12 protein-coding genes and 1 tRNA gene are annotated in these 15,820 nt (G+C 54.6%); 5 read left to right on the plus strand and 8 right to left on the minus strand.

Going from position 1 to position 15,820, the window contains the following annotated elements:
• Positions 1 to 63 precede the first annotated feature (63 nt).
• From NQ495_RS06885 to NQ495_RS06895, 3 genes are all read right to left on the minus strand, one after another.
• Entirely contained in the window at positions 64 to 1,833 is a 1,770-nt protein-coding gene (locus tag NQ495_RS06885; protein ID WP_009133685.1) for a toprim domain-containing protein, read from the minus strand.
• Positions 1,834 to 1,835: 2 nt separating this feature from the next.
• Positions 1,836 to 2,663, minus strand: a complete 828-nt coding sequence (locus NQ495_RS06890; RefSeq protein ID WP_259800964.1) for a DUF4373 domain-containing protein — start codon at positions 2,661 to 2,663, stop codon at positions 1,836 to 1,838.
• A 133-nt stretch (positions 2,664 to 2,796) separates the two neighbouring features.
• The gene (locus NQ495_RS06895; protein WP_009133683.1) at positions 2,797 to 2,970 is read right to left on the minus strand and encodes a hypothetical protein; all 174 of its coding nucleotides are present in this window, start codon (positions 2,968 to 2,970) and stop codon (positions 2,797 to 2,799) included.
• Positions 2,971 to 3,079: 109 nt separating this feature from the next.
• Here NQ495_RS06895 and NQ495_RS06900 point away from each other — a divergent pair, with 109 nt between their 5' ends.
• Positions 3,080 to 3,754 (plus strand): XRE family transcriptional regulator, encoded by a 675-nt coding sequence (locus NQ495_RS06900; RefSeq protein ID WP_009133682.1) that lies wholly within the window; start codon positions 3,080 to 3,082, stop codon positions 3,752 to 3,754.
• A gap of 268 nt (positions 3,755 to 4,022) precedes the next feature.
• Here NQ495_RS06900 and NQ495_RS06905 read toward each other — a convergent pair.
• The 3 genes from NQ495_RS06905 to NQ495_RS06915 form a co-directional block, all read right to left on the minus strand.
• A tRNA-Arg gene (locus tag NQ495_RS06905) sits at positions 4,023 to 4,096 on the minus strand.
• A gap of 293 nt (positions 4,097 to 4,389) precedes the next feature.
• Positions 4,390 to 5,793 (minus strand): DUF4468 domain-containing protein, encoded by a 1,404-nt coding sequence (locus tag NQ495_RS06910; protein ID WP_161988871.1) that lies wholly within the window; start codon positions 5,791 to 5,793, stop codon positions 4,390 to 4,392.
• 149 nt (positions 5,794 to 5,942) lie between these two features.
• Positions 5,943 to 8,504, minus strand: a complete 2,562-nt coding sequence (locus NQ495_RS06915; protein ID WP_009133680.1) for a hypothetical protein — start codon at positions 8,502 to 8,504, stop codon at positions 5,943 to 5,945.
• Between the two features lie 172 nt (positions 8,505 to 8,676).
• On the opposite strand from NQ495_RS06915, the gene lipA reads away from it, so the two are divergent.
• The 3 genes from lipA to recJ are packed head-to-tail and all read left to right on the plus strand — an operon-like array spanning position 8,677 to position 12,105.
• Positions 8,677 to 9,633 (plus strand): lipoyl synthase, encoded by a 957-nt coding sequence (gene lipA / locus NQ495_RS06920; protein ID WP_009133679.1) that lies wholly within the window; start codon positions 8,677 to 8,679, stop codon positions 9,631 to 9,633.
• A gap of 10 nt (positions 9,634 to 9,643) precedes the next feature.
• Positions 9,644 to 10,318 carry a lipoyl(octanoyl) transferase LipB gene (gene lipB / locus NQ495_RS06925; RefSeq protein ID WP_009133678.1) on the plus strand — a complete coding sequence of 225 codons (675 nt, stop codon included), beginning with the start codon at positions 9,644 to 9,646 and terminating at the stop codon, positions 10,316 to 10,318.
• Positions 10,319 to 10,326: 8 nt separating this feature from the next.
• Positions 10,327 to 12,105 (plus strand): single-stranded-DNA-specific exonuclease RecJ, encoded by a 1,779-nt coding sequence (gene recJ, locus NQ495_RS06930; protein ID WP_009133677.1) that lies wholly within the window; start codon positions 10,327 to 10,329, stop codon positions 12,103 to 12,105.
• Positions 12,106 to 12,308: 203 nt separating this feature from the next.
• Here recJ and NQ495_RS06935 read toward each other — a convergent pair whose 3' ends face one another.
• Together NQ495_RS06935 and NQ495_RS06940 are read right to left on the minus strand one after the other, a co-directional pair.
• A complete protein-coding gene (locus NQ495_RS06935) occupies positions 12,309 to 12,722 on the minus strand; it encodes a pyridoxamine 5'-phosphate oxidase family protein (RefSeq protein ID WP_040294177.1) in 414 nt (137 codons plus the stop codon).
• 162 nt (positions 12,723 to 12,884) lie between these two features.
• A complete protein-coding gene (locus NQ495_RS06940) occupies positions 12,885 to 14,075 on the minus strand; it encodes a MalY/PatB family protein (protein WP_009133675.1) in 1,191 nt (396 codons plus the stop codon).
• 289 nt (positions 14,076 to 14,364) lie between these two features.
• Between NQ495_RS06940 and NQ495_RS06945 the strand changes: the two genes are divergently transcribed.
• Complete coding sequence (locus tag NQ495_RS06945; RefSeq protein WP_009133674.1) at positions 14,365 to 15,771, plus strand: pseudouridine synthase; 1,407 nt, start codon at positions 14,365 to 14,367, stop codon at positions 15,769 to 15,771.
• Positions 15,772 to 15,820 lie beyond the last annotated feature (49 nt).

Genomic DNA, 15,820 nt, shown 5'->3' on the forward strand with positions numbered 1-15,820 from the left:
GCACCCGCTCCATCGCGCGGGTAGTAGTGAGTGGATGGCCTCGACAAGCTCCTTTTTATCGGTTTAAAACGGCAGGCCGCTGCCGGGTGTCCATGTTTCGTCATTGGGAAAATCGGCCTGCTGCTGCTGCTTCGGTTGCAGCCAGTCGGAGTTGTCGAGTAGGTTGATGCCCCCCGGCGGGACCTGATACCGGCCATTGCGCGGGTTGTACTGGAGCAGCACGCCCTCCGACACCGGATGCCCGAAGTTTTTGAAACGCACTTTCGTCGGAATCAGCTTTGTTCGGTGATTCACGAAATCACGGTACACCGTCAATCCGTAGTCGGCCTTGTTGTAAAAATTGGCCGATCCGCTGATATCGTACAGTGTCGGCGGCGGATATATGCCGCTGCTGAGCTTCTCCAGTTTTGTCGGGTGAGCGACCAGATGGACCAATACACCGTACCGTTTTGCAAATCGCGAGAGTTCGTCAAGAAACCGTCCAACATACTCCGATCCCGTTTCATTCCTGTCCCGTTTATGCTCCAGGCTGTTGAACGGGTCGATCACGAGCTGCTTGATTCCCCTGCGCTGTACGAACTGTTTTGCACGGCCCAAAATGTTTTCCAGGGTAGGTTCCTCGTAGGGATCGAGCCAAAAGAAATGATCTCCGATGTAGTCGAATACACGGTCGAACTCCTCGCGGCTCATGTCCGACTGTTTGAACGACTTTCCGATCAGCTTTTCCGCAATTTTCGCATAGTGGCTTTGGATGGGATAATTTTCGGGCGAAAAAAAGAGCGTTTTCCAGTCGTGGCAAACCGCCAGCAAAACTGTCACCATGTCGAGCATTTCGGACTTGCCGTGCGACGGAATGCCTGTCCACACAGCGAGTTGCGACACCTCCCAACGGATCACCTCATCGATCTCGGCAATGCCGGTCCGGTTCCCTTCCGGCAGCCCATGCCGATACATGGCAAAAATATCGTCATAACGCTCGGAAAGATTTATATATCCTTGGATCGGAATCTCCTGCGCCCCCTCAATCACTTCCCGGACCGCAAGCCCACCTTCGGCAATCAGCAGCTCGTTTGCGTCCTTGCGCCCTTTGTAGGTCACGATCAGGCATTTTTCCGAGCCCAGCCGACGCACCAACTCATTGCGCAGCTTCAGCCCCGCTTCGTCGAAGTCGGCGGCAATGTAGAACCGCTCGATGTGACCGAGATTATCGACGTAGTTGTCGAAGTACGTTAAATCTGTCGCCCCGGCACCGTTCGGAACTGAAACCACATTCTTGTACCCGGCCTCGATGAAACTGAGTGCATCCATTTCCCCCTCGCAGACAATCAATTCCTTCGACGCTGCGATACAATCGAAATTGTAAAAAATCAACTCTGCACCCTTAACCATCCGGAACGACTTCTGCGGCCCCCGGTACTTGATGTTGACGAGCCTGTCACCGACGAAATACGGAAAGCAAATCACTTTCGTATCCCTGCCGTACTGCGGCATCCACTCCTTGTCCGAATAGATCCGCATCTCCCGGAGTGTAGCCTGCGAAATCATCCGTCCCTCAAACCATTTCACGGCTCCATCCGTAAGCCCTGTTTTATTCTTCCACACCGGAACGGCGTAATCCTTCGACTGACGGGATGTAAGCTGCGTACGGGACGAAAAAGTGGCGTCACAGTGGCAGCAGTGACCGACCCCCTTGTCAGCATTCCACACGAAACACTTGTCGCGCTTCTTTTTGCGGGTTTCGGAGCACACCGGACAGGTCATATAGTTCTCACCGTGCGACCGTGCCGGGCTAATCTCGTATAGCTTCTGCGTTTTGGTTTCGACGATAATCATAGCTAAAGCGGAATTTTGTAATCCATAGCCGAGTTGTGGTGCGATTGATCCTTTTTACGCCTGTTTTCCCAGGTCCGAACCGCTGCCTGCCAGTCACTCATGCGGTTACGGCCCACCTTCCAGCCGACAGCGCTGTAATGGTCGATGAAAGATTGAGGGTCGATACCGTTTTGGCGTTTTTCGCAATAAACCGCAACCTCTCCAACGCTCGGAGGCATGAATCGATGACGGCGCGCACGCTTCACCACTGACGCACCAGCTTCACTTTGGACTGCATCCTCCGTGCGGTCGTCATGAATAGCACTGCCCGGTTCCTCTGGAAAAATACCCTTCCTACCTCCCCCGCAAGGGGGGACTATAGGGGGAATATTTCTTTTTTTCCTTTCATTTACTTTACTTTGGGGCGTTTCTGTCGACAATAACTCCGACTGTAAGGGGTTTCCGTCGACATCAACTACCAAATAGGGCATTTCCTCTGTTCCGGTGCGCCGTCTGGCAACGGACAGGTAGCGCTTCTGTATCCCCCGACTCGTTAGGACTCCCACCGAATCAAACAGGGCTTTATCAAAAAATTCCCACCTGACCAAGCGGTTTACTATTTTGTCGAGAAGATCCGGACTGACGCCCGGAAGATCGCGCAGGATTTTCAAGCGTAACATGTCACTCCACAAGATGAAATACCCGTTACGGTATATCGCACAAAGCAGCTTAACAGCTACAATTTCCCCTTTCAGTCCAAACTCGCCCGATATGGCCGCTATTTTCTCGTCCTCGAAAAAGTCGACATCAAAAGGGAAATAATCCAATCCTTTCTTTGTAGGTCTTGCCATTGTTATCAGCTATTCGCCTTCAAGTATTCTCTTCGCCCCGTGGCCACGCTGCATTGCATCGCTAAACTCGTCCAGCGCCCGGGTAAGATGCCGGTTCCATTCTGTTTTGCTTGAGGGTGAATAAGTCCATTGCTTAAGCTTTTAAAAAATCTCCGTTCACCCTGAATTTTTTGCCGGTGTCAATGGTTAACCCTCCGGCAGCGGATCGTATTCCGGGAACTTTGTATTCACTTTTAGGTACTACCAATGGCGCCCCACCTAATTCGAGCTTGTCGATTTCACCGCGTACATGGATACTCTTTTCCATTATTTTAGCTACATTTGTTTAGCAACTTATTTGTTATTGCAAATGTAAATACTAAATTTACATTTAGCAAATAAAAAGTGAATTATTTTTTCACAAAAACACGCAAGACATGCATGACGATACGATAGAGAGGTTTACGGCTGCAATAGACTGGCTTAAAAAGAACCGGATTATATTATCTCAGGTTGAATTCGCCGAAAGAGCACATTTTAATCCCAGCCAGATTTCCGAAATGCTTAATGGGAAACGCAAAATAAGTGAACGAACAATTCACAAAATATCCGCGGCTTTCCCTGAGATTAGTAACGCTTGGCTGCTCACCGGCGAAGGCGAAATGCTGAAGCATGAATCCCCTACAGAATTAAAGTCGAATACAAGCATCCCATTTTACGACATCGATGTGACTGCTTCCATTGCCGAAGCATTCCACGATACACCTGAAATACCGCAATACTATATTGACTTTCCTCCTTTGAATGACTGTACAGCAGCGTTTCCCGTATTCGGAGAAAGCATGGAGCCGGATTTTTTTGCAGGAGAAGTGGTGTTGGTGAAAGAGATCACCAATGTCGATTCCATGTTGTGGGGCGAACCTTATCTGGTGATTACCAATGCAAATTGCGATAATTTGCGTACGATCAAAAATGTTTATTTATCCGAGGATCGGCAATATTTCATTTTACGCGCTACAAACCCTCGTTATTCCGGAGATACGATCATATCGCGCAATGATGTACTCAAAATATTCCTCGTAAAAGGAAAAGTGAATAGAAGGCAGTTGTAGGACTAAATAGAAACACCAAATATATACGCCCAAGATAGAATGGTGAGTACCGCTGGTGTTCTATATCCTTACACTGCAATGTCAGCATTATTTTCAATGCTGAATGACGAGCGTTTTACACCCCAACTGCCCCCCCATATCACCCGGACGGCAAAATAATATCTCTACAAGGTTATCTGTTATATTTTCGGACATCGAAGATGAAACCGAAAGCGACAGCAACGAAAAACGCCTGTAGATCAATACCTACAGGCGTTTAATACAATCGTGATCCCGGGGCGGTTCGAACGCCCGACCCACAGCTTAGAAGGCTGTTGCTCTATCCAACTGAGCTACGGGACCCTACAGGCTTCGACTTCGAAGCGCCGCAAAATTAACGGTTTTATTCGGTTTCTCCAAAAGCGGTTCTCCGGTTCCCCGAAAATCAACACGGGAAAGACCCGCAACATCCTCCGCATTGGCAAACAGCGGTCCGCCGATCAGAGCATCGCCCAACGCAAATGCTGCGGTCGTAAGCAGACGGTCTCCTTTTTCAACTTTTGCCCCGAGCCGATTCCATCCGCTGCGGGGCGGCACGGGCCGCACTCCGGACGTCAAACCCCGGAATGCCATTCGGAACGCCTGTGCGCTATCTGTTATTTGATCCAGACATTTATGATTTCCCCGATAAACATCGTATTGAGCGGTTTCGTATTCCAGTTGGCACGTTCCGCCGAATCGACAATCGCACCGGGAGACAACGACTGCTGCATCAGTTTGCGGCATTCTACCACCATCCACGCCTCACCGAAAGCTTTGGCGCCCGACGGAGTCGTGACGGGAGTCAGTCCCGTCGCCCTTACCTTGTCGGTATCGCTGCCCGAAGTCGTCCCGCAAATCTGCAATGCATCCCGGTAGGCTTCGGTATAGAACGACAGCGTATAGGTATCCCCTTTATCGAGTAACTGCCAGGTATAACGCAGCGGCGAAACAAAGCAGAAAGCCACCGGCTTGCCGAACAACACGCCCAAACCGCCCCAGCTGGCCGTCATCATGTTGAACTTCGCGTCATTCCCTGCCGTCACCAACATCCAGTTATCGTTCAGCATCTTGATGATATTGCCGGGAATCTGCTGCGGGGCAATACGCTTATAACCGGGTAATGCCGTCCCTTCACCGGTTTGGGTGTCAGCGAGGCCGGCCGGTTCCGTCTGTGTTTCGGGCAAAGGCAGCGGCGTTTCGGCCACCCAATGCCCCTTTTCCTCGGGAACAGCGGGCGGAACGACTGCCGGAGCGGTTGCGACAGCCCCTTCAACCGGAGCAGGAGCGGGAACCGTTGCCGCAGGAGCGGCAGGAACCTGACCGGACTGTACCGGAGCCGTTTGCGAAGCGGGGAACATGACGCTCGGCGCCCCCGTCATCCCGGCTTGAACCGGAGTTTGTGCAAGCTGTAAAACCATGAACGATCCGGTTAGTCCGGCGAACAGTTCATCCACGCGATCCACCGTCTTAATACGCTGGCGGCGCACTCCGGGATAGACTTTGGTTTTATTTTTATCCAGCGCGTAATCGTCGGAAATCCACCCCTCCGCCATATGCGTCTCATTATCATAGACGTATTTGAGGCGTGAAACCTCCAGAACACATTTCCCCGGAGAGCAGATATAACGTTGCAGGAATGAAAAATCCGCCCGGTCGAGCGAAAGACCCCGATCGACAAAAACCAGATACTCCTGGTTCTGCACGTAGATCTCGCCTTTGGCTTTGTCTTCACGCACGATATTGCGATTCAGAATAATATCCTGATCCTGTTGCTCGGAACGGACGAGCCACTCTTTCACCTTATCGAAAATCTGGTCCTGCGACCACCCCGGCAACTCGAGTTCCCGGCGGAACACCACTTTACCGTTTACTTCCGGAACGGCTCCGGCCAGATAATAGTTCTCCGGCTGTTTTTGCGTGAAGGTCTGGCCCTCTTTTTTGTCATTGGCCCACCCGGCTTCGGAGAGCGCCAGCACACACAATGCCGCGCAACAAACCCATCGTAATACCCGCTTCATAAGCATCTCTTTTGTATTTTATCCTGCCCGCCAAGAACATACCTGCCTCTTGGCCTTATTATCCGAAACGCGGAAACGCCCGCTTTATTTTGGGTCCAGCGCTTCCCCAAAAACATTCTCCGGCTGTTCCGTTTGATTTCGCACCGCCGCTATTTGACCTTCGCCACGAAATCGACCGCTGCGCGGCCCGCCGCGATCCGGAAACCCGAACCATCCCGGAGCGGGACGCCGGCCGAACATTTGACGACCTTCATCCCATCGGGCAACAGGCAATGGACTACGGTTTGTACCGGTGCGCCGTCTGTCGGAAAATCGATCCGTCCGACGATTGCCCCCTTTTTTTTGTCGTAACGCATCCGGTACGAAAGATCCCCGAAACGGGTCGAAGCGCGCTCGATGCCCACTTCCTCCCCGCTGCCGAGCCAGCCCCGTGCAATACCACGCCCCAAATGTAACACATTATCCTGTTCCATCACCAACATATCGCGCATAAACCGCACCACAGCCTCGGGCGTCCACAAATGCTGAAGGTCCCCCGAAATCTGTTTTGCGCCCGGAAACTGCCCGCGCTCTTCGCACCACGAATAAAACGGGGTAGCGTGGTTCAGCACCGCATACAGGTAAGCGTTGGCCTGGTCCGGCTCATCGCGCATCAGGTGTACCTGGCCGAAATCGTTCAGCGTAATGGCTACCCACATGCCGTCGGCCATCCATCCCGTGTGAACCGGCAACCCGCCGGGACTTTCGCGTTTCTTATAGTGATTCATCGTATTCTCCATCAACGGATCGCGGGCCGGCAGCAATCCGGTCGGATAAACCGACGCCAACAGCCCCCAGCAACTTCCCGTTCCGGTCGCTTTGCCCGGTATCGAAGTGAGGTAACGGTTCCCGGCCGAATCCGTAACCGCCCCGAGTTCCATCGCCGTCAACAGGTCTCCGCGCGCTTCATCGTAAATCCGCTTCAGTTCGCGGGCATCGTCGGTTTTGTCCAGAATCAGCGCCGCGCGGTAAGCCAGCGAATCCGCATATACCGGCCAAATGTTGTGCGTATAGTAAATACCGTAGTGACTGCCGTCGTTCCGCAGCCCTCCGTCGCCCATCCCGCGCGGCATCAGGCCCCATGTCAGCGGGCGCGTGCCGTCGGGCTGCAATATCTTGGTCTTTTTGCGCTGTTCATGCTGCCAGCGCGAATTAGCCAGCAATTGCGGATAGCGCCGTTTCAGGAAAGCCGTATCGCGTGTATGGGCGAAATGTTCCATCAGCGACCAGGCCTTGTAACCCGCCCCGGCCCACATCAGGTGTCCCCATCCGCCCGGCTCGGTCCAATCGCCCTCGGGCGTCTGCAAATCCCAGTTCACCCGGTAACCGCTCTCGGCTTCGTCATGCAGTCCGGCCTGATCGAGAGCGATGGTGGCGATCGACGACTCGAACGCATTGGGGCCCGTGCGATAACCGTTCGTCCCGGGCACAATGGCGATATACCCCCGGCCGACCGGCTCGCGCATGATGAAAATATCGGACAATCCGGCATAATAGGCGTTCACGACCCTTTGATCGGGTACGATCACCCGACTCGCACGAGCAAGCAGCTCCTCCCACACGCCGACCGCCTTCTCATATTCGGCCGCCCAGTCGGTAGCACGCAATTTTTCGACATCCCCGTTTCGCACATAGCTGTCGTAAGGACGGATCAGCCAACCCGTGCGAGTCTGGCCGGGTGCGACCGTCCACTCCATGTTCACCTGCGTATTCATCACCGGATCGAGCGGGTAAGCATCGGCACCGAGTCCCAGCACCACCACCTTGTCCGCCGGAGCATCCCACCCCGCCAACAAATGATCGGTCGGCAGCGTCGGATCGATCCAACCGGGATTGTAGCCTTTGAAATTTTTGGGGCAGACGACCGGCAGCCGCACCTGTTGCGGCTGGTCGGTGCTGTTGCAGGCCGTCACTCGGATGATCCCTGCTTTTTCACCGCCCGCAGCCTCGAGCAGCACCGATACGCCATCCCGTTCATAACGGTTTTCCAGCACCGGCAGCCAGCCCATCGCCCGCGTCCAGGTGCTGTGACCGAACGGCCGGCCGTTCAACTGCGGCACGATCTCGATACGCCAGTTCGCTTTGATCTCACGCATCGAATCATAAGGGTAGAAGTCCAGGTTGTCATAGGTCCACGAAACGGTCAGCTTGCCGTCCTCGGCATCGAGCAGCGTTTTGTCGCTGCTGTCGGGCAACGCGACCGTCATGCGGTGCGGAGTCGTGAACGCATAGAAAAAGTTGACCGGCTCGGTCCGCCACACAAAACTGCCCGTTGCGGATTGACCGTCCCGGCCCGTAAATGTATAGTCGACCGTATAATCCCGATCGCCTTGCAGCACCGCATCGGTCGAAAAGATATTCCCGTCGCCCGGTTTCAGTTCAAACGGGACGGAACTCTCGTGGCAGGCTACTCCCTGCGGATCGCGCACGATTACCCGGACGGTTCCCGGGCGAATCGCAGTGCTTTTATTGTCGAAATGGATATTCAGCCGGACACGGCGTGCATCTTCGGGCACCGCCTTGGTCACCGAATAGTTCGCTTCGACAGCAGCTGGTGTACCGATAACTCCCGATTCGGCGGAAGTCTGTGCCGTAAGCGGATTTTGGGGATTTTGCGCCGCAAGCGGCTGGATAGCCAGCCCCAGGCAGGCCAATGTCAACAGTGTTCTCATAAAGTCAGTGGGAGAGGTTAGGGTTAATGCGGTTAAAAATAACGATATTCTGCGGGATAAACAACAGGAAAACCCGCTGTGAACCAATTTCCACACGATTCGGATACGGAGTTAAAATAATATCAAAAAAATCGTTACATTTGTACCAGTTGGAAAGTAAATAAAACCTAAAATGCCCATACAGCATGATGAGGTAACGAAACATAAAAAACCCGATTGGCTCAAGATAAGACTCCACAACAACGAGGGGTACAGCCAGGTAGCTCATATCGTCCGGGAGCATGGACTCCACACGATCTGCAGCAGCGGCAGGTGCCCCAATCAGGCGGAGTGCTGGAGTCGGCGTACGGCCACTTTCATGATTTTGGGAGAAATTTGCACCCGTTCGTGTAAGTTCTGTGCAACAGCCTCCGGGAAACCGTTACCACCCGACAGCGACGAGCCGCGCAAGCTCGCCCGTTCGGTCTCTTTGATGGGACTGAAGCATTGCGTAATTACCTCCGTGGACAGGGATGACCTGCCCGACGGGGGTGCCTCCCATTGGGCCGCTTCCGTGCGTTCCGTACGGGAATCCAACCCCGATACCACCATAGAGGTACTGATCCCCGATTTCGACGGCAAGGAAGAACTGATCGATATCGTTCTCGCCTCTGCGCCCGACATCGTGGGGCACAACATCGAGACGGTCGAACGCCTCACGCCGCAAGTACGTTCGCGCGCCAAATACGGGGTCAGCCTCAACGTACTGAAACACATCGCCGGCCGGGGTGCCACGGCCAAAAGCGGCCTGATGCTGGGCCTCGGCGAAAGCGAAGCGGAAGTCCTCGCGACGATGGACGACCTGCTGGAAAACGGCTGCCGGATTCTCACGATCGGCCAATACCTGCGCCCGACACTCAAACACCTGCCCGTAGCGCAGTACGTCACCCCCGAAAAATTCGCGTGGTATAAGGAAGAAGCGCTCCGGCGCGGTTTCACCTATGTCGAAAGCGGCCCGATGGTACGCTCTTCGTACATGGCCGAACGGGCCATGCAACGCTGCCGGGAAGAGAACAAAGCGGGTGCGGAACATTCATCCGACACGGTCGCGGGCGGCACATGCCGCGCAGCGGTCCGATCCGAACAATAACAAAACACCGATGGAGTACGTTAGCATAAAGAATCTGGGCCGCACGGAGTACTCCGAAGCGTGGGAGATACAGAAGCGGTTCTTCGGACAGCTCCTGCTGCAGAAACAGCAGGGATCGGCCGAAGAGCAATACCTGCTGCTGGTCGAACATCCCCACGTCTACACACTGGGCAAAAGCGGCCACGAGTCGAACCTGCTCGTCAACGGGCAGTTCCTGGCTAAAATCGGCGCTACCTACTTTCGTACCGACCGCGGCGGCGATGTTACCTACCACGGGCTGGGCCAGTTGGTAGGCTATCCGATTCTCGATCTGGAACGGATCGGGGTCAGCCTGCGCGACTACATTTTTTCGCTCGAGGAGAGCGTTATCCGCACCGTAGCCGATTACGGCATCACGGCCGGCCGGCTCGAAGGAGCCACCGGGGTCTGGATCGACCCGCATACGCCCCGTGCACGCAAAATCTGTGCGATCGGTGTAAAAGCATCGCATTTCGTGACGATGCACGGGTTCGCACTGAACGTCACGACCGACCTGAACTACTTTTCCCACATCAACCCCTGCGGTTTTACCGACAAGGGAGTGACCTCCATCGAGCGAGAAACCGGGCTGAAGCCGTCGCTCGAAGAGGTGGGGCAGCGCTTTACTGCGCACTTTGGCGAGATTTTAAAAATCGAATTAAAATAAATAAAGTTATGTCAGCAGAAAAAAGATGGGTTCTCAAGGAGCAGGGGGAACCGGCTAAAGTGGCCCGACTGGCCACCGCGCTGGAGATTCCTCCGGTCCTTGCCAACCTGCTTGTTCAGCGTGGCATCGAAACAGAAGAGGAAGCATGGCAATTCTTTAATCCCAAGCTCGAAAACCTGCACGACCCATTCCTGATGAAAGACATGCGGAAGGCGGTCGAACGGGTGGATCTGGCCCTCAGCCGGGGCGAGAGCATCATGGTTTACGGCGATTACGACGTAGACGGCACCACGGCTGTGGCCCTGGTCTATTCGTTTCTGCGCCGGCTCGGTCACAAAGCGTTGATGTTCTACATCCCCGACCGCTACACCGAAGGGTACGGCGTCTCGTACAAGGCGATCGACCATGCCCAACGCAAAGGCGTCGGGGTGATCATCACCCTCGATTGCGGAATCAAAGCGACCGAAAAAGTGGCTTACGCGAAGGAGCGGGGAATTGACATGATCATCTGCGACCACCACCTGCCGGGAGAAAAGATTCCCGAAGCGGTGGCGGTACTCGATCCCAAACGGGCCGACTGCCCCTATCCATTCAAGGAGTTGTCGGGTTGCGGGGTAGGATTCAAGATGTTGCAGGGATACTGCCTTTACAAAGGGCTGCCTTTCTCGGAAGTGGAATGTCTGTTGGACTTGGTGGTGGTGAGCATCGCCTCGGACATCGTCCCGTTGGTGGGCGAAAACCGGATTTTGGCCTATTACGGCCTCAAACGCCTGAACGAAAAGCCCGGCAAGGGGCTGCAGTCGATCATTAAGATTTGCGGACTGGAGAAGCATGCGATCACGATCGACGACATCGTCTTCAAGATCGGGCCGCGCATCAACGCCGCGGGCCGTATGGAGGTCGATGCGGAAGGTGAAAACGCGGCGCCTTCGGGTGGCCATTCGGCCGTCTATCTGATGGTGGCGCGCGACGAAGAGGTGGCCACCGAATACGGTGCCTTTATCGACCGCAGCAACCAGGATCGAAAAAACATCGACCGCAGCGTCACGCAGGAGGCGCACGATTTTATCGAGCACCATCCGCAAATGAAGGAGCTCAAAAGCACCGTGATCTACAACCCTCAGTGGATGAAAGGGATCGTGGGAATCGTCGCCTCGCGGCTGATCGAAACCTACTACCGCCCCACCGTCGTGCTGACGATGAGCAACGGATTCGTGACGGGTTCGGCCCGCAGCGTCCCGGGATTCGACCTTTACCAGGCCGTGGAATCATGCGCCGACCTGCTCGAAAATTTCGGCGGACACATGTATGCGGCAGGTATGACGATGAAGCCCGAAAACGTCGAGATGTTCACGAAGCGCTTCAACGACTATGTCGAGGAGCACATCGATCCGGAAATGCTTATCCCGCAGGTAGATATCGATTCGGAACTGCTCTTCAGCGATATCACGCCCCATTTCCGCGCGACGCTGGCCCGTTTCCAGCCTTTCGGCCCGGGCAATACCGCGCCGGTATTCGTCACACGGAATGTGAGCAACCGGGGCGATGCGCGGCTGGTCGGTGCCGAACGGGAACACCTCAAGATGGATCTGATTCAGGGACAAAAGCCCAATACGGTGATCCCGGCCATTGCGTTCCAGCAGCCGAAACTCTATGAATATGTCCGGACAGGCAGGAGTATCGACGTCTGCTATTCGGTGGTCGAGAATCACTACCGCGGCGCCGTTTTCGCCCAACTCCGGATCAAAGACATCAAAAAGAGTAATCCGACGGCAGCAAAGGACTGACAGTATACAGTATACGGGCTCACCATAATCCAAGCACCCGTTTACCCGTCCGAATGTGAATGTCCGCACTTTCACGAATAAATACCCCCGGCCGAATGGCCGGGGGTATTTATTGTTCTTGCAAGCCCGTTGCCGTACTATTGAAGTCTCTTGTGCTACGTCATGGTTTGGCCCGGAACATATCTGTTGTAACAAGGATAGGATTACAGGTCGTACGTCACGAATTCGCCGCCGATCCAGAACGTTCCGCACTGGGCCGTAAATTTCAACAGGCAATATTCGGGATCGTCCGCCCCCAGCGGGAAATGCTCCAGCATCCAATCCTGCCAGAAAGCACGTCGTGCAGGATCGGGCACCTCTTCGATAAACCCCGTCAGCACGACACTGTCTTGTCCGGCAAAAAAGCTCACTCCTGCTTTCGGATTGGCCCGGAACTGTGCAGTTTTACGTGAACCGGCCCCGGTTGCAAACCAAATCTGACCGCATCCTTCGGCCGCCAATTTCACCACAGGAACCGGACGCGGATAGCCTTTACCATCCACAGAAGCCACCGTAATCACCTCACACGCATCCAACAGTGTTCCTCCCTTACGGATCATTTCATTTTTTGCATCCATAAATTAATCCCCCTTATCAATTATCAATTGAGTACATGGTAACCGTTGCACCCGACCCTGGCAAGACTCCCGAAACGGCAATTTTCCGCGATCGCTCTTATTTTCTTATAATACTCTTAAGCCAAGCACACCCCCGATCACAGGAATTGTGCCGACAACCCACTACCGGGCTTTCCCTTCCGCCCGAAGTGTTTTCCAGGCTGCATAAAGCTGTTCCATCGCCCGCTCGATCACGCTGCGCTGCGTCGCGACATTCATGCGCATCCAACCCCGGCCCTCTTCACCGAACATCGAACCCTCGTTGACGCCCCAGCCGGCTTTATCGATCAGGAAACGGTACACCTCTTCATGCGTCATGCCCCACTCCCGGAAATCGAGCCACATCAGGTAAGTCCCTTCGGGCGGGGTACACCGTACCGACGGGATGCGTTCGTGCAGGAAATTGCAGACGAAATCGATATTGCCCTTCAAATAGACCCGGAGCTGATCGAGCCAATCGTCACCATACGTGTAAGCCGCCTCGAGTGCAACCGTACCGAAAATATTCCCCTGATCGGCATGGAGCTTATTGAATTCGTCGTGTAACCGCCGATAAAGCGTCGGGTTCGGCGTGATCACGACCGAAGTCGAAAGTCCCGCCAGATTAAAAGTCTTGCTCGGAGCGATAAAGGTCAGCGTACGGGCGGCAAACCGCTCGTCGAGTGCCGCGATACGCAGATGCCGGTGCGGGTCGAATACCAGATCGGAATGGATTTCATCGGATAAAATCAACACGTCGTGCTTCACGCACAACTCGCCGATGTGGATCAACTCCTCGCGCGTAAAAACACGGCCCGTAGGGTTGTGCGGATTCGACATCAGAAAGATTTTCGCACCGGAAAGTTTTCGGTCGAGATCTTCGAAATCGATCTCGAAGCGCCCCTGCACTTCACGCATCGGATTGTTCACCACCACTCGGTCATTGAGGCGTACCTGTCGCGCAAACGGATGGTAAACAGGCGGCTGGATCACGACCCCGTCCCCCGGAGAGGTGAAAGCACGCAATGCAAAAACAATCCCCGACACGACACCGGGTGTAAAGTCGAGCCACTCCCCCTTGATTTTCCATCCGCTGCGACGTTCGACCCAGCCGATGATGGAATTCCAATATTGATCGCTGCGATAGGAATAGCCCAGGATCGGATGTTCGGCCCGTTTACGGATCGCATTCAGGACTGCCGGCGGCGCAGCGAATTCCATATCGGCCACCCACAACGGAATGACATCGCCGCGCCCGTAAAGCCGCTCCCTCGCATCCAACTTCTCGCAATTCGTTCCCTCGCGGGAGATTACCTCGTCAAAATCGTATTTCATCGTACTCGAATTTTAAGTCGTTCGTTTCATACCATGCCGGCCTGCCCCCCCTGTCCGCTGAGACAGAACCGGATGCCGCGCCGACTACGTTCCCCGGCAAATTATACCACGGATAAAACGGAAAGATTATCAAAGGTATGGAATTTGCGAAAAATAGCGATACCTTTGAGCACTTTTACAGGCAAATTCGAACTTTCGGCGGGGCTTTTGCATCTCTTTAATCAATAAGGAGGACTTCCGCCGCTATGATTTCAGATTTCAACCCGTAAAGCCAACTGAGAAAACACCGATGAAAACATTCGATCCGAAAGAGAAAAAGGGACGTTTCTCCGGCGAAAGCCACAGTGAGAAACCCGCCCGCAAAAGCTTCCCCCGTCGCGATGACTCGGGCAGCCGCAACGATTACGACTCGCCTTCCGAGTTTATGAAAGACCAGCGCAAAGAGCGCCGCCCGCGTCTGGGCAACACGCCCCGCGAGGAAAATGAAACTCCGCGCCGTTCGTTCAACCCCAACTTCACACGCGACAACCGCCGCAAAGACGACGGTTCGGCTCGTTACAACGACCGTTTCCGCCGGGACGACGATCGTCCGGGACGAGATGACGACCGCCGTTCCGGCAAACCGTTCCGTAAAAACGACAAGCCTTACAGCAGTTATGGGGATGAAGAGCGGCCCTACCGCAATAACCGCAGCGAAAACGACCGCGGCGGGAACCGTTCCTATCACAAAGATTCCCGCGACGGAGAGCATTCTTTCCGTAAAGACGCTTACCGCAAGGACAACGCCCCGCGCAGAGACAGCCGCGACTCCCGTGACGGGGAACGCCCGTTCCGCAAAGACGACCGCAGGGGCTCCTACAGCGACCGCCGCAGCGGATATGGCGACCGTCGGGAAGGCGGCCAACGCGCATACGGGAATCACAAAGGCTTCAAGAAATACGACTCCACGAACTATCCGCGCTTCGAAGCACCCAAGCAATCCGGAGCCGTCCGTCTCAACCGCTTTATCGCAAACTCGGGCATCTGCTCGCGTCGCGAGGCCGACGACCTGATTACGGCCGGAGTGGTAAGCGTCAACGGCCAGGTCGTATCGGAACTGGGCACCAAGGTCTACCCCAGCGATGAAGTCCGCTTCAACGGCGAAGTGATCCACGGCGAGAAACACGTCTACATCCTGATGAACAAGCCCAAAGGATACGTCACTTCGCTCGAAGACCCCCACGCAGACAAAACCGTTATGGACTTGGTCCGAAACGCCTGCACCGAACGGGTCTACCCAGTAGGACGGCTCGACAAAAACAGCGTGGGCGTACTGTTGATTACCAACGACGGCGATTTGACGCGCCAATTGACCCATCCGAGTTACAAGAAAAGCAAAATCTACCAGGTTTCTCTCGACAAACCGCTTTCGGAAGAGGATATGCAGCGCATCGCCGACGGCATCGAGCTCGAAGACGGGATGATTTATGCCGACGAGGTGAGCTATGTAAGCGACTCCCGCAAAGAGATCGGAATCGAAATCCACTCGGGCCGCAACCGTATCGTGCGCCGCATTTTCGAAGCGCTCGGTTATTCGGTACAGAAGCTCGACCGGGTTTACTTCGCCGGATTGACCAAAAAGGGTTTGAAACGCGGTGCATGGCGTTTCCTCACCCCGCGTGAAGTTTCGATGCTCAAAAGCGGCGAATACGAATAGAGTAGGCGATGCCGCAATAATCGAACGGGACGGATTTTCATCCGTCCCG

The sequence above is a fragment of the Alistipes indistinctus YIT 12060 genome (assembly GCF_025144995.1).
Classification (GTDB): domain Bacteria; phylum Bacteroidota; class Bacteroidia; order Bacteroidales; family Rikenellaceae; genus Alistipes_A; species Alistipes_A indistinctus.